Source organism: Bacteroidota bacterium (assembly GCA_037133915.1).
Classification (GTDB): domain Bacteria; phylum Bacteroidota; class Bacteroidia; order Bacteroidales; family CAIWKO01; genus JBAXND01.
The window spans coordinates 23,425-41,731 of record JBAXND010000022.1 but is presented as its reverse complement, the minus strand read 5'-3'; the positions used below and the strand labels follow the sequence as shown (position 1 = coordinate 41,731).

Genomic DNA, 18,307 nt, shown 5'->3' with positions numbered 1-18,307 from the left:
CATGAATATCATTGCAGCATCCATAAAAAAGTATTGGCTCTATATTGTTATCTGTCTGCTGGTTGGCTGCATCAACCTTTGCTATTTGCTTGGTTACAAAGTACCTGCATTTTTCACGCTCGAAATTCTGGCGGGCGTGCTGTTGCTGTACCTGCTTTTCTTTAAGAAAAAACTCCTTTTTTACGCCCTTATCTTTCTTATTCCGGTATCCGTACCCATTGGTATTGGTGGCGGCAGCAACCTTTCGTTTCCATCAGAGTTTATTGTATTTCTGCTCGGAATTTTTATTATGGGAAGGGCTTTTACCGGTACTTCAATCAGTCGTGATTTGTTATTTCACCCTATCACCATCATTCTATGTGCCGACTTATGCTGGATGCTGATTTGCAGTTTTTACAGCACCATTCCTTTGTATTCCTACAAGCGGGCTTTTATACGACTCATTTACCTTGCCGTATTTTATTTTTTCGCAGCAGAACTTTTTAAAAATAAAAAGAACATTCCGCTGGCATTTATTATTTATGGAATTGGTATGATTATCCCGGTAATATCAAGTATTGCATTCCATGCACGCTATAATTTTATTCCGGCCGCTGCTTATAAAATGACCGTTCCATTTTTTAACGACCATACGATTTATGGTGCAGTACTGGCTTTTCTCGCTCCGGTGCTTGTTATAATTGCCGCATACCAAACGCGCAATGGCAAAGGAAAAACACTGAAAATATTGCTTTGGTCTCTTACCGCTGTCATCATTGTGGGGCTTATACTTTCGTTTTCAAGGGCGGCATGGCTGAGCATTTTGATAACGCTGATTTTTGCAGCATTAATCTGGTTCAGAACAAAGTTCTCAACATTTTTAATCGGAACGAGTTTGCTTGCATTGATTATATTTCTGAATTTTGATTCACTCACAGAAATGGCCCGACGCAATGATTCTAAGAGTAATGCGCGCGACCTGAGTGAGCACGTGGAGTCCGTTTCAAATATACAGACAGATGCTTCCAACATGGAACGCATCAACCGCTGGAAATGCGCACTTCGAATGTTTGCCGACAGACCGATAGTCGGTTTCGGTCCCGGAACCTATCAGTACAATTACGGCTTATATCAGGTGCGTTCTGAAATGACACGCATCAGCACAGTGACCGGTAATCGGGGGCATGCGCATTCCGAATATCTCACATACCTGTCTGAAATGGGATTTTTTGGCTTTATTATTTTTCTGGCGCAGCTGTTCTTCGCAGTGTATACCGGAATGAAAATTATTTATAAAAGCCGCGACCGCTATACTCAAGCACTGGCGACCGGCTTGCTGCTTGCGCTTTTCACAATTTATATACACAGTATCTTCAACGCTTTTCTGGATATTGACAAAATGGCGATGCTTGCCTTTGGAGCACTCGCAGGTCTTGTTATACTTGATATTTCGTATAAAAAGGAGCTTTCAGCAACTACCGTTGATTATGACATCAGCCCAAATAATGAAAGGTTATGAACAAACAGCGGGATAATAAAACCGGCAAGAAACGGGCATTCGCGGCATTGCTTTTTGCACTAAGGATGTTTGCTCCCGCTGTTTCCGGCTTCATTATTTCGATTCTTGTTGTACATTATTTCTCAAAAGAGTTGTGGGGCAGCGTTGCTAATATCAGCCTATGGGTTTTCCTGTTCACCGGAATCGCTTCCTGGGGTTCAAAAGATTATTTATTACGACAATTCAGCCTGGAGCCATCAAGGATTACACACGTTTATTCGGACTCTTTGCTTACGCGCGCAATATTGCTTCCATTGCTTTCGGCTATGCTCTATTTTCTGACAGGCAGAGATATAATGCTCTGGTTATACTGCACAGCGTGGCTTGCAGCGCGCTTCGTCTATACATCTTTTGAACCCATCGTTATATTTGACAAGAAATTCGGAATGATGGCAATGACGGAACTGACCGGTGCGTGTATTGTTGCAGCCTATCTGTTGCTTACGCCCACAGCTCCTGTAACAGAGGATATCATTATTGTTCTGATGCTTGCCGATATTCTTAAAGCAGTTTTTGTATCGCTGTTTTTCTATAGAAGTCTTTCATTCTCACATTCCGTAATCAATACCAAACACATCATTGCGGCGCTTCCCTTCTTCCTTATCGGGATGGCCGGTCTGCTGCATTCACGCCTTGAACAACTCATCGTGAACACCTTTCTTTCCGACACCGAGAAAGCCTATTGTCAGGTATATATGAACCTGCTTCTGGCATCTATGGCTGTTCCCTCTTTGCTCATAACACCTGTTACAAAGAGCCTGTATCGCGCAAGCGCCGGCACATTCAAAAAAATTAGAATATGGCTGCTGCGTTTCGGAATTTTTGCCGCACCATTATCAGGAATAGCTGTGTGGTGCATCGTAAAATTTGTTTATCAATTCAACAGCGGCTTGAGCATACTCGTTGCCGGGATTTTATTTTGCATTCCTGTGTACTTTTATTTTCCGGCAATGTACGAGGCATATAAAAATGGCAGACAAACCCTGATCATGATTGTGATAGCTTCTTGTCTGGTTGCAGGAAGTATTTCCGGATTCCTCATTATTCGTGAATGGGGCATTACGGGCGCCATATATAATGCAGCATTTACACAATGGTTGATGCTGCTGATATTACTCATCAATTCAAAGCGTTCTGTCGTCAGTGATGATGATGTAAACGTTTATGAATTTCACCCGACAGAGCCGGATCTATGAGCAGAACAAACGGCATACTGTATTTTAATCCGCGGGCTACGAACTCAAAACCGCGTATTCCGAACAGCCTGCTGTCGCTGCTTTCAGTTGTATCCATCATACCTCAGGATATGTTTGTTGACGGGAATCTGGAACAAGATCCGTGGAATAAAATTGAACAAATATTGCAGAAAGGCGAAACCCGTTATTTCTGTTGTACCGTAATGCCCGGTCCTCAGCTAAAACAGGCAGTGCCCCTTTGCCGTCGCATTCGTAAATTATTTCCTGAAATTGTGATTATCTGGGGTGGTTATTTCCCGTCGAATCATTCGCAGGTAACCATAGAATCAGGCATTGTGGATTATATAGCCATCGGACCTGCTGAAGAAAGCTTTCCTGCATTGATTGGCGCACTTGAAAGCGGTGGCAATACAGAAAATATTTCAGGGCTTGTCTTCAAAAAGAATGCCCATATTTGCCGGACTGAACCTGCTCATATTCCCGATCCTGATACCTTGCCAACTCTACCCTATCAATGGCTCAACGGTATTTACGATTTGAAAGCCTACCTTCCAAAAACATGGCTCGGTTCTAAAACCTTGGGCTATCATTCCAGTTATGGCTGTCCGTTCTCATGTTCGTTTTGCGGCGTGGTACCGGTTTTCCAATCAGTTTGGAAAGGAAAAAGCGCATCGAAGATTGCACAAGAATTGCTTGATCTTAAAAAAGCATATGGCATTGATGCCGTTGAATTTCATGATAACAATTTCTTCGTTTCCGAAAATCGCGCCGTTGAATTTGCCCGTTTGATAATAGGACAGGAAATTTCATGGTGGGCGGAAGGCAGACCCGATACGTTGAATAATTATTCAGATGAAAGTCTGAGGTTGCTGTCAGAATCGGGATGTAAAATGATATTCATGGGCGCCGAAAGCGGCAATAGCAAAGCCTTACAGCAGATGCACAAAGGAGGCAGTGTTTCCGGAACAGGCATCTTTAATATTGCAGAACGTCTTTTAAACGCAGGCATCATTCCCGAATTTTCATTTGTACTGGGTTTGCCTGCTGATTCATCGAAAGCAGTATCGTCAGGCATTTCAGCCGATATCAGTTTTATCAGAAAGCTGAAACACACATTTCGCAACACTGAAATAATAATCTATGCATACAGTCCGGTGCCTGCTGATGAATCCGATTTGTATTCGCAAGCACAAAAGAGTGGATTTGTTTTTCCACAGTCACTGGATGAATGGATCAGCGACGATTTCAAAGGTATTGACATGCGCAAAAATCCGAATACGCCCTGGCTAACCAAATCAATGGTGTGTAAAATACTTGGGTTTGAAACGGTTTTCCAGTGCTATTATCCTTCAGATACGGATATCAGACTGCATAATGGAATGCGCGTATTAATGCGGATTGCTTCATATTTAAGGTACAGGACGCATTTTTATTATTGGCCATACGAATTAATGTTGTTATTAAAATTGCAGAGATACCGCCATCCTGATAAAGAAGGTTTTTAATGATGAAAAATTATCTCAGAAAAATATCCGCCAAGTTTCTGTATCCGATTTTTCGCCGTTATCAGCGGAGGGAGCGCCGCTGGAAACATGGTGATATCGTGGTAAAGATATTTCCGGGAGTGTTTCATCCGGGCCTGTTTTTCAGCACCCGTTTCATGATGGAATATCTGTCTACGTTAGAACTTCATCACAAAAGAATTCACGAACTGGGCGCAGGAAGCGGCTTCCTGTCCGTATACTGCGCAAAAGCTGGTGCAGATGTTACGGCATCTGATATCAATCCTTCAGCGGTAAAGAACATAACAGAAAATGCTGCAATTAATCATGTGGATATTACCGTATTGCAATCCGACCTGTATATGAACATTCCATTACAGCAGTTTGACATTATCATCATCAATCCGCCGTATTATATAAAAAAGCCAGCGAATATGGATGAGCGAGCATGGTTCTGCGGAGAAGATGCTGAATATTTCCGCGGACTTTTTAGCAGTATACGCCCCTATCTCAATGATGATACTCAGGTGTTGATGGTTCTTTCAGAAGATTGCCGGACAGATATCATTTCTGAAATTGGGAGCGCCAACGGATTTTCATTAAATTTACAAAAAACTAAAAAGCTTATAACTGAAAGGAATTACATTTTCAGGGTAAGTAATAAACAAACAAATGCTTGATGGAAAGCGCTAATGCCAATATATTTGGGCATGCAAGCAATGAGCCCATGGAAGTTGCACTGCTTAAAACACTCGCATATTTCGATGTGTTCCGCTATCCGCTGCGCGAAGATGAGCTCCACATCAATTGCCCTTCACCGTTGGTTACACGCGAAGAAATGCAGCATTCGCTTGACAGGCTCACCAAAAGCGGTTCGGTAAATTGTGTTGACGGGTATTATTTTTTAGGAAATGAGAATGAAAAAGTAAGCCGTCGCATTCGGGGCAATATCAAAGCCGAAAAATATCTCCGTAAAGCACGGTTTTATTCTAATCTTATCTCCAAATTTCCTTTTGTGGAAGCGGTTTTCATCTCCGGTTCGCTGTCAAAAGGATTTATAGATACCGACGGTGACATTGATTATTTTATTATTACCCGCCCCGGGAAACTTTGGCTGGCGCGCACTATACTTATTGCTTTTAAGAAAACGGTTCTGTTCAATTCGAGGAAATACTTCTGTGTGAATTATTTTGTGGATTCAGATAATCTGAGTATTCCGGAACACAACATTTTTACCGCTACAGAACTTGCCTACGCACTGCCAATGTATAACAGCAGCCTGTGCAAATCGTTTTTTGCTGCAAATGAATGGTGCCGTCATTATTATCCGAACAAACCGCTTCCTGCAACGGAATATATACAAAAACAACGCAGGAGTCTTCTGAAGCGCCTTGCTGAGCCCTTGTTCGGAAAAAGGTTTGGCCAAAAGGCGGAAGTGTGGTGCTATCGTATCACACAGAAACACTGGGAAAAGAAATACAAAAATAAGGACACAGATTTCTTTGAAATAAATATTCGTTCAGCACACTACATTTCAAAATATCACCCACAGGGATTTCAAATGAAAGTCCTGGAAAAATACAATGAAAAGCTTAGGGAACTGGGCATTGCAAATTAGGTATCATCATGGCAAAAGTGTTGTTCACACATTCGTATTTCCTGAAATTCGACCCGAAGCAATGGGGATTACAACAGCCTTATGCACCTCTTGGAACGCTTTATGCCGCTTCATTGCTGCGCAAGAATGGTTTTGATGTCGCAGTACATGATGTGATGTTTTGCGATTCTCCGGATGAACTGAAACCGGCATTAGAACGTGAAAAACCGCGCTATCTGGTAATCTACGACGACGGTTTCAACTACCTGACAAAAATGTGCCTCACCAATATGCGCGAAGCTGCCTTCAAAATGGCACGTTTGGCAAGCGATGCCGGATGCATTGTTATTGTCTGCAGCTCCGATTCAACCGATCATTACGAAAAATATATCGCGCACAAGGCTCATTATATTATCAGCGGCGAAGGCGAGATTACGCTGCTCGAACTCATGAATGCGCTGGAACGAGGCGCTGCGAATGTAAAGGATATTTCCGGTTTGATATTCGAAGAGCAAAATGAAGTGATTCATACCACAAAAAGAGACGTAATTTCCGAGCTCGATCAACTGCCGTTTCCTGCATACGAACTGGTTAACATGAATGCATATCGCAGCATGTGGATGCATCGTTACGGTAGTTTTACCATTAACATGGCAACGACCCGGGGCTGTCCATACCGCTGCAACTGGTGTGCAAAGCCGATTTACGGATACCGCTATCATTCACGCTCACCCCAAAATGTAACAGAAGAACTGAAACAATTATACGCTCGTTACAGCTTTAATAAGGTCTGGTTTTGTGATGATATTTTCGGTCTGACACCCGGATGGATTCAAAAGTTCGCTGTAGAAGTATTTTCTGCGGGGCTGCGCTTCCGATATACCATTCAGTCGCGTGCCGACTTACTTAAAGATGAGGAAACAGTTGCGGCTCTGGCAAGATCGGGATGCGAAACAGTATGGCTGGGCGCCGAAAGCGGCTCGCAGAAAATACTCGATGCCATGGACAAAAATCTTCAGCTCGGAGATATTTATACGGCTTGCCGCCTCCTTAAAAAATACGGCATACGCCCCGCATTCTTTCTGCAATTCGGCTATCCCGGAGAAACTTTGCACGATATCAGTCTCACGATAAAGATGCTGAATGAGCTTTTGCCCGAAGATATCGGCATTTCCATTTCCTATCCGCTGCCGGGAACCGTTTTTCATGAAAAAGTTAAGAACGACCTGAAAGAAAAAGCCAACTGGACCGACTCCGATGAGCTCAAACTCATGTTTCGTAATACCTACTCCGCAGATTTTTATAGGGCGCTGCATCGCTACGTGCATAAGAACTTCAGAAAAAAACAGGGTTTCGCCGCGTTGAAGAAATTGTTACGATTTCCTTTTGCTCCGGATTACATCACACTCAAACGCTGCGCTTCCATTGCCTATTATATTCCGGCATCCATCATCGCTAAAATGAACATGAATGCCCAAAGAACAAAATAGCCGGAGCACTTTTGACAGCATGGCTGCGGATTATGACAGCAGTTTCACCTGCACTGCCGTCGGAAGACTTCAGCGTGCACAGGTTTGGAAGCAGGTTGAAAAAATATTGCATAATCCTGATTCCCTTGAAATTCTTGAACTGAATTGTGGTACCGGCGAAGATGCAATGCATTTCACATCACTTGGTCATAAAGTAATAGCAACCGATATTTCAGAGAACATGATTGCTGTCGCTTCAGCCAAAGTAACGAAGGAACATCTTTCGCAAGCCCCGGTATTCATGACTTGCTCATTTAATGATGCGCTTACATTGTTCCCCGACAAAAAGTTTGATATTATATTTTCAAACTTCGGAGGATTGAACTGTATTTCCGCTACCGATATTGAAAAATTAAATCGTGATCTCCATACTCTTCTCAAACCCGGCGGTCGATGTGTAATGGTAGTTATGGGAACACAATGCTGCTGGGAACGTTTGTATTTTATTCTTAAAGGAAACCGGAAGCAGGCTTTCAGAAGGCAGAAGCATACCGGTGTGATGGTCCCAACCGGCAGCGGAATAACTGAAACATGGTATCATTCGCCAAAGGTGATGAAACGGCTTTTCAACGATAATTTCACTCTTCTGTTTATGCGGCCCATCGGACTCTTTGTGCCGCCATCATACCTGAATCCGTATTTTCAAAAACACAGTTTCCAGCTTGGGCTGCTCCGTACATTGGATAAATTGTTTGGCGGTATTGCCTTGTTTTCTAACTTCGCCGATCATTATTTCATAGCATTTCAAAAACAGGAAACGATTCATAATGAGAGTGCAGAACAGTAAAACAGTATGAAAGAAACAGACATCATACTTACGCACGGATATTTTTTGCATGAAGATGCACAGGAACAGCGTATCATGATGCCCTACCCACCTCTGGGATTGTTATACATTTCCGCGCACCTTGAACAGCAAGGCTTACAAAACACTGTACTGGACAGCACTTTCGCCACTTTCGACGAATGGAAAGCACAAATAACGGCAGCATTTCCCCGAATGCTGTGTTTTTATTCGACATTGATGACACGGAAAAGAGTGTTGCAAATGGCATCGTTTCTGCGTACAAATGAACAATTTAGAAATACAATTATCATCGTCGGCGGGCCGGATGTCAGGCATTATACAAAGGAATACCTCAGTCATGGATTCGATTATCTTGTCACGGGCGAAGGCGAGCAAACGGTTTTTGAACTTGCAAAAGCCTTGTTGGATAATCATAATCAGCCGGCCTCCGGTATTGCCGGAACAGCGCATTTAACTGATGGTCGCGTAGTCACAAACCCCGACCGGCCTCTAATCTCCCACCTCGACAGTCTGCCGTTTCCTGCCCGGCATAAAATTGATTTGAACCGCTATCTGGATGCATGGAAATCGAAACACGGATACAGCTCCGTAAATGTCAGCACCATGCGCGGCTGCCCGTTTTCCTGCAACTGGTGCAGCAAATCTGTTTATGGAAATACAGTGCGTCGCAGAAGTGCTGCTTCGGTAATCAGCGAAATTGAATCGCTGAAACAGCAATATTCATTCGACAGAATCTGGTTTGTGGACGACGTATTTACCATAGATAAAGCATGGATGCAGGAATTCGCGGCGCTTTGCGCGGAAAAACAATTGCAGCTGCAATACGAAATTATCACGCGTGCCGACAGGCTTGATGAAGAAATCATGCAATGGCTGAAGCAGAGCGGTTGTATCCGCATTTGGATCGGTGCCGAAAGCGGTTCTGCAGCAGTGCTTGAGTTCATGAACCGCAGGACAACACCCGAAAGTGTTACTGCTATGATGAAACTTGCCGGGAAATACGGCATCGGTACCGGAACCTTTATCATGCTGGGCTATCCGGGCGAAACGAAACGCGACATTGCACAAACCATAAAATACCTGAAAGAGAGCGCTCCCGATCTCTTTACGCTTACCATCGCCTACCCTATCAAAGGAACGAAATTCTTTAATGACGTTGCCGACAAAATGTTCCCTCAACCCGAATGGGCAACACATTCCGACCGCGACATTGATTTCAAACGGACGTACTCAATGAAATACTACCGTTACGCAGTGCGGAAAGTTCATAATGCGGTAATGGCGCAGCGTTCAGCACCGGGTATTTCGAAATTGAAATTCTTTGTAAAATCTTTCATCGCGTCCATTCAGATGCTGTTTCAATAAAATTCCTCGCTACGCTCGGAATGACAAAGTATCCGGTTTTTAGATAAGCCTTTCAAACAGCTCAGCATACGCGTTAACGCATTGACGGATATCAAAAAACACTTCCTGTGTTGCAGGCTGCGGTTCGTTTAGTGATGCAGTGGTTTGAGCAAAGAATTCATTCATGGTGTTTGCATAGCGCCAGTTCGGATGCTCCAGCACTGATCCGACACGGCGCGATACCACACGCATACCCATGTTCAGCGCCTCGGCACACACCATCCCGAAACCCTCTATTTCTGATGGATGCATCAACACACGACTTCTACCCATCAATTCCAGCACTTCAGGACGTTGCAGTTTTCCGGCAAACGTAATATTATCCTGTAAGCCATATTGCTCTGTAAGCTCAATTAAGCGAGGCTTTTCAGGACCATCGCCGGCAATAACCGCTTTTATTCCCGGATTATTTCTTTTCAGCTCAGACAGAACGTCAACTAATATCTCATAATGCTTTAGACGGATGAGAGAGCCCACCCCCAGCAGGTCGATGTCCCTTTCGGCGTTCGTTCTGACAGGCAATTCATCGGGGTCGACACCCAGGGGAATAACAGTGCTGTGCGCAAGCGAAGTATGACTTGTCAGTGTTTCAAGACTGAAATATGAAGGCGCCACAACCATTGTTCGGCTTAAATTAAGACCGCGCAAATAGCGGTTCGCCGGAAGCACATCCTGCCCCAGAATGCTGCTCACATGCGGAATTTCGTATTCGGCTGATTTAGCAATACCGGCCAGACATGCTTCGTTCAGCCAGAACGAATGTACCAACGAAGGCATTTTCTCCTGAGCAAGTTCATCAAAAAGCTTGTCTGCATGCAGCCAGGTGAGCACACGGTTTATGCCGCCACGATTGCGACCGCCACACGGAAACACCGGAACATCTTGCCAGCGGTACGGCTCTTTCGTAAACGGATATTGCAAGGTTATAACCACAGGTTCATATTCCGTATGATAGCGCGACAGCGCTTTAACATAAACCTGCAATCCCGGAATACAGCTGGTATCTTGTTCATTGGCAGGAAAGCCGGGCGTAATAATTATAATTCGTTTACCTGATTTCATATAGTTTCCATCCGTCAGAATACTCGCTCAGCACAAGTAATTGATGTTCTTTCTGAAGCTTCTCCCAGTTCTTTACCGGGTTGCGGTCTTTCCACTGCCGTTTGAATGCATCGCAATTATACAGTACCAGAGCGCCTTTCTCAAAATCGTCGTATTCCTTCACCCACATATTCCTTATCGGATTCGCGACATGATAGGAACGCAGAGCAGGATCAATTGAAAAGGTATAGATGGCGGTGTTTCCCGAATGATTGGTCACAAGGTCGGAAGCAATGGTCTGCTCCAGTTTGTTAAGCCTGTAGAAGCTGCGGAAGGAATACGTGAATACCACCGCATCAGCCATGATTATAAGAATAATAAAAGCCGGAAGCATAAATCGCCATGCCGACAGTTTTGTATAAACCCTTATAAACGCGGGAAGACAAAGGAAGGCAATCATCGGGAAACTGAGCATCAGGAAGCGCGGATTCTGAAATGCAAGTCCCATCAGCAACAACGAATACATCACCACAGACATAAGCGCAAGCTTTGCGTGCCATTGATCGGTATCACGCCTGCGGATAAAGAACACCAGCACCCAGCCGGGCAGCAGAAAGGCAGGATGCAGTATGGCCGAGAAGGCATAGAGAACATTTGCAAGATAATATTGTACCGAACCATCAGCGGAGCTGAACGAGGATGCAAGAAAATTATTGATTGACCAGTACGTAATGAGCGGATGAGTAATCAGTCCGGTGATGTTTTCGCTCTTAACCTGCAGCAGCAGAAATGAGCAACCCACCAGCACAAGCAATGCCCCGGCAAGACTTAAGAAGCGGAACTTACGGAACAGCGCAACAGTGGCATACACAGCCCAGGGCGCAATTATCAAAGCGGCAGGATATCGTGTAAAAAATGCGAGTACCGTAAACAACGCGCCCATCATCAAATGCAGGGCTTTTGCTGTGAACGTAATGCGGTACAGATAATACACCGCGCCGAAGGTGAACATCACGGCAGTAATATCGCTCATTACAAAAATGGCTCCTCGTAAAAACCATGAGGCCGGAAGGATGGTCACCAAAATAAATACCTCAATTTCTGTTATTCTTGTGGGATGCCACATCAGCAGTATTCCGCGAAAAAAGAACAGTGAGATAATGAACGCGCACAGCGATATGAGTTGCAGCACAAGTGCCGTGTTGCCTGTAATATATGAAACAAGACCGCCCAACATCGGGTATATAACAGGCCAGAAAAAACTTGTAGGTTCGGCGCTGCCGTGCAATGCTGTTCGAATCCATTCGGCAAAGCGCAGGTATTCGTGGCTGTCCTGACCATACAATCCGTTAAAGCCGAAACAAACGCGTATGATAACAAAGACGCCGAGCGGAATCAAAATAAAAAGGTACAGTCGTAAATGTTTCATCGATGCGGCATATCTTTCAAAGATACTCTTTTCAGGATTAACTGCGAATACGGCTTCGTTGCAATTCAGTCATTACTTCGTGAACATGAAGATGCTGATGCTGTTCCATTTTGTACTAATTACTTACTACTAAATACTAATTACTGTTTCAATCGCCTTCCTTCACCGGCAGATAGAATTCTATTTTACCGCATTTGGGACAGAAATACGTATCGTATGATTGGCGGTTCGTTACTATCTCAAAGAAGTTTTGTAGCGGCCCGCCTTCATGAAACTTATAATTTCCGTTAAAGATAAGCGGCGTGTGGCATCTGAGGCAGTCGGCCTTAAGCTTACCGTCGTCTGGATCAAACAGAGAGTTATTCATCTTCAGCAGGTACTGGCAGTTGGGACAGAACTGATAATTTGAATCCAGTGTTATGCCACAATTGGGACAGCTCTCTGCATATTCCTTCTCCTCTATCACGCGCTCCTCGGGCAAGCTGTAACCACAGTTCCAGCACACATCAAAATTATCGTCCATGGATGTTTTACAATTCGGGCAGGTTTTCATGTGTAAGTTCATTAGGGTGATTCTATGGGCTTCCTTATAACGAACCATGACGCTCGTATGCAATCAAACGTGCGTCGGGTTTTATTATTAATCAGTTGTTACATTAATATAAATTCTTTCCCAGAAATTAGGAGCATACACAATGATATCATCACTTGTGTAGGGAATATTATCTGCACCCGCATAAATCTGGATTAGATTTTCATTGTCGAAACCTATAGTAGAAGTAATTGTTATGGTTTCTCCGTTTCCGGGAGACTTCAGCGTCCATTCGCTGAAATTATTGCTCCATACAAAAGGGACAGGCATATCCTGATTTTCGTTGAGTGAAGACGGCATCGGCACAGAAGGACCGCTTGAATAAAGCGTCGTCGCATCAATCATTCCAAAATAAAAAGTCATGGGCTGTTTGAAAAATTGAAGAGTGTCGTTGATTTTCCCAATAAGCGGATACATATCAACATTAAGCGTAGTGCCATGTTGTATGGAATCGCCGGAGTACTGACCTAAAAACTGCGACAAATTAACGCTGCTGTATTGAACAGGCAATTCAATTACCTGTACGATATTATGCAATCCAATCTGTAAGAATTTAAAAATTGCATCATCTTTAAAGCATCCTCCTGACCCATCTTCATTGACATTGACAAACGGGCCGCATAATGTGGGAGACACTGTTATTTCGGCATTGCCGGAGAAATCAGCAAAGTGAGTATTATCGCCCGAACCGGGCAGTATCAATGTCATGGCAACAGCATGATTGTCGGAAGCAATGGTATTTCCAAAAATTCTTATCATATCAAGATCACCCTTAAAACCGGTGGGTGTCAGGCTAGTGATATAATCGCCAAATTGAGTATACCGGAGATCATCTGCCATGGTCATGCTTTTACCTTTTTGTCCTTTTGAAGATGTAAATTTTACTTTATGTACGAGGTTACCGTACTTATCCTTTTTACAACCGGCCAAAACCAAAAAAGTCAAAAAAATAATTGCAACTGTTCTCATAGTATTTTGTATTTATTGGTTCAATCAAGTTGGAAGTAACCCTTGTCTGATAATGAACAGCACTTGTTCATTTCCTCACCTTATAATAAGAATCAGCGCATTTCTTAACGGAATCTGTCTTTTTGCCGCTAATATGTGCGCCGGTAAATATATATGATTTGGTTCAATTGGGAATTACAATTAACAAATGGCAGGTAAAGGTTAAGGCTGAAAGTTGAACGTTTTTTCCCTTTTTGCTTTGTGCATTTAGCTTTTAGCCTTCACCCCCATTTGAAGTCATGCAGGTCAAGTCGAGACAATGTTATCATTAATCCTTAAGGCATCTTACTGATAATCCAACGTTCTTATCAGAAGGCACATATGTCACATCACTTCTGTTAAAATCGAGACGCAGACTCATGGCATTCATCGGGTATTTCGGATCCGTGGCAGAGCTCCACCAGGAGCCCATTTTTGTTTTGAAGTTCAGGATTCCGTTCATGCTGCGGTAACCATGAGGCAAGGCCGTAAATCCGCTTGCGTTGGTAGCGCCTGTGTTGGGCGCTTTCCAGTGTCCGGTCCCGGCTTCTTTTAAATTGCCTCCTACTACACTTCGTCCTCCGGCGGCGTCGGTTAACACATTCCATTCTGCTTCGGAAGGTAAGTGCCAGCCGTTGGGGCAGCCGGTTGTTGCCGCCTTGTAAGTATATACACGACCGTAGATTTCACAATCAATACACCAGCTGCCGGACATATCGTAATTCAGGTTTTCGGCCATCCACGTCTGGGTGCCAATGGTTATTGTCTTGTATTTTTTACCATCCCGTGCATCGGTTAGGGTATCCGTACTTTGGGCTTTGGAAAGCAGCCCGGAAATAATAATTATACAGGCTAACAGCGCAGATTTTACGTTCATGAGTTGTTGGTTATTGAGTTTATACGTTGAAATATCTCTTCTCAAAAATATCGTCATTGATTGAATCAATAGAGGTTATGATGTTGAACTGTAACGTTTGAATACTGCGAATCTTCCCGGTGTTTATGCTTGTTCTCAAGAAGCTAAACCGGCATGATGGTTATTTTTTGTTATCGTTTAATTTGTGATAGTAAATATATGAAACGGCCAGAATTCCGAATACAAGCAATGGGAAAAATGTTTGTCCATTTATTCCGTCAACGGCCCCGTGACTTATGGAGGCAAAAATAAAGTCAAAAGCAAAACCGGCATATGCCCATTCTTTTATTCGTTTCGGAATCTGAGGAATAAGTAATGCCAAAACGCCCAGCACCTTAAAAATAACCAATGCGGTTCCAAAGTAATCAGGATAACCCAAATGTCTGATTCCTTCTTTGGCAAGTTCTGTCTGTGAAGTTAATGCCGGCATTACTCCTTCGAATAACGCAATGATTGATGTTGCTGTCCAGAATAGTATTTTGTCTTTCTTCATTTCCTGTGTTTGTTTAATTGTTAATTGTCATTTATTGAGTTTCACCACAATGGCCGCTTAATTGTTCAACGCACTTACATTATCATTCAAATACTGTCTAACCTCATAGTATTGCCTGACAAATACCCCTTAGTTTAATATATCTCCACCTCAAATATAGGATAATATCATATTCACTGAAAAGGTTAATGCCAATATTCAATTCCAGCAAAGAGCTCATGTCTCACGAAGCCGCAAGCTGTATGGAATCAAAACGTTATAATTGTAATCGGTTCTACCAGGGTATGCGCTCGCCCTTGTGTACCAGCTGTCCATGAGGAAACTGGTCTCTTGCAATGGTAACAAGACTAACTGCTGTACTTGCTCCTTCTTCAACTTCCATAGGGGCAGCATCTGAACCCAGGTCGGTCTTTACCCAACCGGGATGAGCTGCGGCTACTGCAATACCTTTATCAGCCAATGTTTTTGATTGAATCTGTGTAAGCATGTTAAGCCCGGCTTTAGAAGTAGAATATCCCACAGTCATAAATCCCGAAATATACTGCCACATATTCTCTGCCGCGTTAATAGAACCCAACTGCGACGAATGATTAATTATTCTTGCATCGTCACTCAATGAGAGAAGAGGTACTAATGCTTCGGTAATAGCATAAGGCGCGATAAGGTTGATTTCGAGTGTACGGCGGACTTTTTCCGCGTTGGTTGGTTCACCGTCCCATTCTATAGCTATTCCTGCGTTATTTACCAGAACGTCCAGTTTACCGAATTTCTTTTCGATATATTTCACAAGATTAGAAATATCGGACGCACTGGTAACTTCGAGAGGCACTGTATAAGCATCGCAACCGGCTGCAATAAGCTCTTCAGCCGCCTTTGTACCTGCATTCTGGTCACGGGCTGCGAGAATAATTGTATATCCGCGTAAGCCTAACTGACGTGCTATTTCTTTACCAATTCCTTTGTTTGCTCCTGTAATCAGGGCTACTTTTCCATTTTTGTTTTCCATAAAATTACTCTATTAATTTATTAAGTTTTATTGTTAAAAATCTGTGTTGCCTATAACGATTAGATGACTTTTTCCTCCGTCTTCGTTTAGTGTAAATATTATTGAGTTATTATTTTTTTATTCACCACATTTTTATTTTCATCAATGATTTGAACTAAATAAATCTCTTTACTGGTTTCATATTTCATATTGTTGTAATAAATAACGTTGTTTTACAATGACTGCTATCGTTTCCCGCACAGGCGCATACCCTTTTCGGGTTGCACTTGTACGCTGTTAACGTTTCGGCTTTTATTCTATTTTTCAGATATCGCAATGTACTTTTTTAATTCAGTTTGTTTTTCTGCCTGTTTTATTAAAAAGTCTGCTACGTCAGCTCTATTAATTCCACCTATATTAATTCCTTTGAATAATTTGTTTTCAATACGGTATTTCTCTGTCAATCCCTTTTCTAATAGCCTTCCTGGTCTCACAACTGTCCAATTCAGATCTGAATTAGTGATAATTTCTTCCATTTTAGTTTTGTCAGCATAAACGTCTTTTAAAAAGTATTTTAAAAACATTTTTACAAGCCAGGGAACATAATTTTTACTTTCTCCGGCTCCAAATCCTGTAACAAAAATAAATGGGATATCTATTTTGTTCTCCCTGTGTATTTCCACAATTAATTTTGCGAAATCTGAAAAAATGGTAGTAGCTTTCATATTCTTGCCAGTTCCCAAAGTTATAATCAGAGCATCTGCGTTTTGGATAGAATTTAATAGGTCCACTTTATTTGTTGCATCACCAAGTATCACTTTTAACGATCTATTTTCCTCTATTTTAATTTCAGTTCGGGAAAGAGTCGTTATCGAATGATTCCTGTTTAATCCTCTTTTTACTGTTTCTAATCCTATTCCGGCCGAGGCTCCTATGATTGTTATATTCATTGTGTTTTTTTATTGATTTCGGTGTTGAGCTGACTGCTAACGTTTCCCGGGCTTGATTACCGTGCGGGTAATGCTAATCTTTTTCGGTGTTTATTTTGTTTCGTTTATGCTTGCGTTTATCACAAAGCAACAAATGCATGTTGTTGAACCCGTTCTATGAGTATGTTTTAAATATTTTTCAATAGATCCCAATAAATATGCTTACTTAAATTCAATCCGTCTTCAATATACTAAAGTATTTTCAAATTAATTCAATACTAAACTGAAGAACAATGTAGGAGCCTCTCCATTTCCATTACTTTGTTCCTTTTATTAAAAGCACTAACAATTTGTCCGAAGAGAAAGACCAAGACGAATGGCACAAAGCCAATTAATTGACTTGCATCATTTTTACTTAATGTAGAAAATATTCCCGCGATTCCAAAAAGTATTGTAATAGCTAGCAAAATAATAAACATAACATTAGGTCTAAACCAAACAGTGATTTCAGTTTTATTTTCATTATTTTCAACCCAACATTGTAGTAATGCAAAATTATCAAGTTGAGAGGATGTCCCATTTAATGTCTCATATAAATAAGTACCCTCAACCGATGGTTCAACGCTTAGTTCCATTTTTCTTTCTAAAATTTTGACAACGGAATCTAATGTATAGTCGCTTATAAGAATTATTTCTTTTCGTTTAAAAAGTTTCATGGGTTAATGTAATATTCTCCAGAAATAAGTCATTCTGAAATTTCCGGTAACGGCCTATTTCCTCCCTATCCCTAAAAATGTACGATTATGTATCTGACGGTATATCGCCTTAACAACCCTACACCCCTCATCTTATCCACCGTAAATATATACGATATTCAAATACCAAATAGAAATTTTAAATTATAAATTTTAAATTTTAAATTGAACAAAACTACCCTTCCTCCACTAAGCACAGGGATTCCTCATTACGCTTCGCTTCATTCGGAATGCAGTGAGGAATCTCATCGATGGTACTAAAACTCCCGAAGTATGTGTAAGTATTCCACAGAAAGGTGTGAATACTCCCGAAGCATGTGTAAGTATTCCACAGGTGGGTGTGAATGTTCCCTTAGCGTATGTAAATACTCCACAGGCATATGTAAATATTCCCTTGGCGTGTGTGAGTATTCCACTGGAGGGAGTGAATGCTCCCTTGGCATATGCGAATGTTCCACAGGTGGGTGTGAATGTTCCCTTAGCGTAGGTAAATATTCCCTTGGCGTGTCTAAGTGCTCCACAGGCAAGTGTTATCCCTCCCCGAGCAAGTGTGAAAGTTCCACACGTATTTACAAATGCTCCCTTGGCAGAAACGAAAACAGCTAAT

18 protein-coding genes are annotated in these 18,307 nt (G+C 42.3%); 9 read left to right on the top strand and 9 right to left on the bottom strand.

Annotated features, from left to right (window positions below):
- The first annotated feature begins 1 nt into the window (after position 1).
- From WCM76_09265 to WCM76_09230, 8 genes are read left to right on the top strand one after another with little or no spacing between them, the layout of a single operon-like run.
- On the top strand, positions 2 to 1,498 hold the full coding sequence (locus WCM76_09265) for an O-antigen ligase (GenBank protein ID MEI6765817.1): 1,497 nt from the start codon (positions 2 to 4) through the stop codon (positions 1,496 to 1,498).
- Positions 1,495 to 2,733, top strand: a complete 1,239-nt coding sequence (locus WCM76_09260) for a hypothetical protein (protein ID MEI6765816.1) — start codon at positions 1,495 to 1,497, stop codon at positions 2,731 to 2,733. Before WCM76_09265 ends, WCM76_09260 begins: the two co-directional genes overlap by 4 nt.
- Positions 2,730 to 4,238: a radical SAM protein gene (locus WCM76_09255; GenBank protein ID MEI6765815.1), complete on the top strand. Its 1,509-nt coding sequence runs from the start codon at positions 2,730 to 2,732 to the stop codon at positions 4,236 to 4,238. Before WCM76_09260 ends, WCM76_09255 begins: the two co-directional genes overlap by 4 nt.
- Complete coding sequence (locus tag WCM76_09250; protein ID MEI6765814.1) at positions 4,238 to 4,915, top strand: methyltransferase; 678 nt, start codon at positions 4,238 to 4,240, stop codon at positions 4,913 to 4,915. The genes WCM76_09255 and WCM76_09250 overlap by 1 nt, the downstream gene beginning before the upstream one ends.
- Positions 4,915 to 5,853: a nucleotidyltransferase domain-containing protein gene (locus WCM76_09245; GenBank protein MEI6765813.1), complete on the top strand. Its 939-nt coding sequence runs from the start codon at positions 4,915 to 4,917 to the stop codon at positions 5,851 to 5,853. Before WCM76_09250 ends, WCM76_09245 begins: the two co-directional genes overlap by 1 nt.
- Positions 5,854 to 5,861: 8 nt before the next feature.
- Positions 5,862 to 7,322, top strand: a complete 1,461-nt coding sequence (locus WCM76_09240; protein ID MEI6765812.1) for a radical SAM protein — start codon at positions 5,862 to 5,864, stop codon at positions 7,320 to 7,322.
- Complete coding sequence (locus tag WCM76_09235) at positions 7,303 to 8,148, top strand: class I SAM-dependent methyltransferase (GenBank protein MEI6765811.1); 846 nt, start codon at positions 7,303 to 7,305, stop codon at positions 8,146 to 8,148. The genes WCM76_09240 and WCM76_09235 overlap by 20 nt, the downstream gene beginning before the upstream one ends.
- A gap of 6 nt (positions 8,149 to 8,154) precedes the next feature.
- On the top strand, positions 8,155 to 9,534 hold the full coding sequence (locus tag WCM76_09230) for a radical SAM protein (protein ID MEI6765810.1): 1,380 nt from the start codon (positions 8,155 to 8,157) through the stop codon (positions 9,532 to 9,534).
- A 39-nt stretch (positions 9,535 to 9,573) separates the two neighbouring features.
- On the opposite strand, the gene WCM76_09225 is transcribed toward WCM76_09230, so the two are convergent.
- From WCM76_09225 to WCM76_09185, 9 genes are all read right to left on the bottom strand, one after another.
- The gene (locus WCM76_09225) at positions 9,574 to 10,635 is read right to left on the bottom strand and encodes a glycosyltransferase family 4 protein (GenBank protein ID MEI6765809.1); all 1,062 of its coding nucleotides are present in this window, start codon (positions 10,633 to 10,635) and stop codon (positions 9,574 to 9,576) included.
- A complete protein-coding gene (locus WCM76_09220) occupies positions 10,622 to 12,043 on the bottom strand; it encodes a hypothetical protein (protein ID MEI6765808.1) in 1,422 nt (473 codons plus the stop codon). Before WCM76_09220 ends, WCM76_09225 begins: the two co-directional genes overlap by 14 nt.
- 148 nt (positions 12,044 to 12,191) lie before the next feature.
- A complete protein-coding gene (locus tag WCM76_09215) occupies positions 12,192 to 12,596 on the bottom strand; it encodes a zinc ribbon domain-containing protein (protein MEI6765807.1) in 405 nt (134 codons plus the stop codon).
- Between the two features lie 87 nt (positions 12,597 to 12,683).
- Positions 12,684 to 13,604 (bottom strand): hypothetical protein, encoded by a 921-nt coding sequence (locus WCM76_09210; GenBank protein MEI6765806.1) that lies wholly within the window; start codon positions 13,602 to 13,604, stop codon positions 12,684 to 12,686.
- Positions 13,605 to 13,911: 307 nt separating this feature from the next.
- The gene (locus WCM76_09205) at positions 13,912 to 14,499 is read right to left on the bottom strand and encodes a fibrobacter succinogenes major paralogous domain-containing protein (protein MEI6765805.1); all 588 of its coding nucleotides are present in this window, start codon (positions 14,497 to 14,499) and stop codon (positions 13,912 to 13,914) included.
- 160 nt (positions 14,500 to 14,659) lie between these two features.
- Positions 14,660 to 15,031, bottom strand: a complete 372-nt coding sequence (locus WCM76_09200) for a DoxX family protein (protein ID MEI6765804.1) — start codon at positions 15,029 to 15,031, stop codon at positions 14,660 to 14,662.
- Positions 15,032 to 15,305: 274 nt separating this feature from the next.
- Entirely contained in the window at positions 15,306 to 16,037 is a 732-nt protein-coding gene (locus WCM76_09195; protein ID MEI6765803.1) for an SDR family oxidoreductase, read from the bottom strand.
- Between the two features lie 296 nt (positions 16,038 to 16,333).
- Entirely contained in the window at positions 16,334 to 16,966 is a 633-nt protein-coding gene (locus WCM76_09190) for an NAD(P)H-binding protein (GenBank protein MEI6765802.1), read from the bottom strand.
- A 257-nt stretch (positions 16,967 to 17,223) separates the two neighbouring features.
- Entirely contained in the window at positions 17,224 to 17,661 is a 438-nt protein-coding gene (locus WCM76_09185; protein ID MEI6765801.1) for a hypothetical protein, read from the bottom strand.
- Between the two features lie 274 nt (positions 17,662 to 17,935).
- On the opposite strand from WCM76_09185, the gene WCM76_09180 reads away from it, so the two are divergent.
- On the top strand, positions 17,936 to 18,187 hold the full coding sequence (locus WCM76_09180; protein ID MEI6765800.1) for a hypothetical protein: 252 nt from the start codon (positions 17,936 to 17,938) through the stop codon (positions 18,185 to 18,187).
- Positions 18,188 to 18,307: the final 120 nt, after the last annotated feature.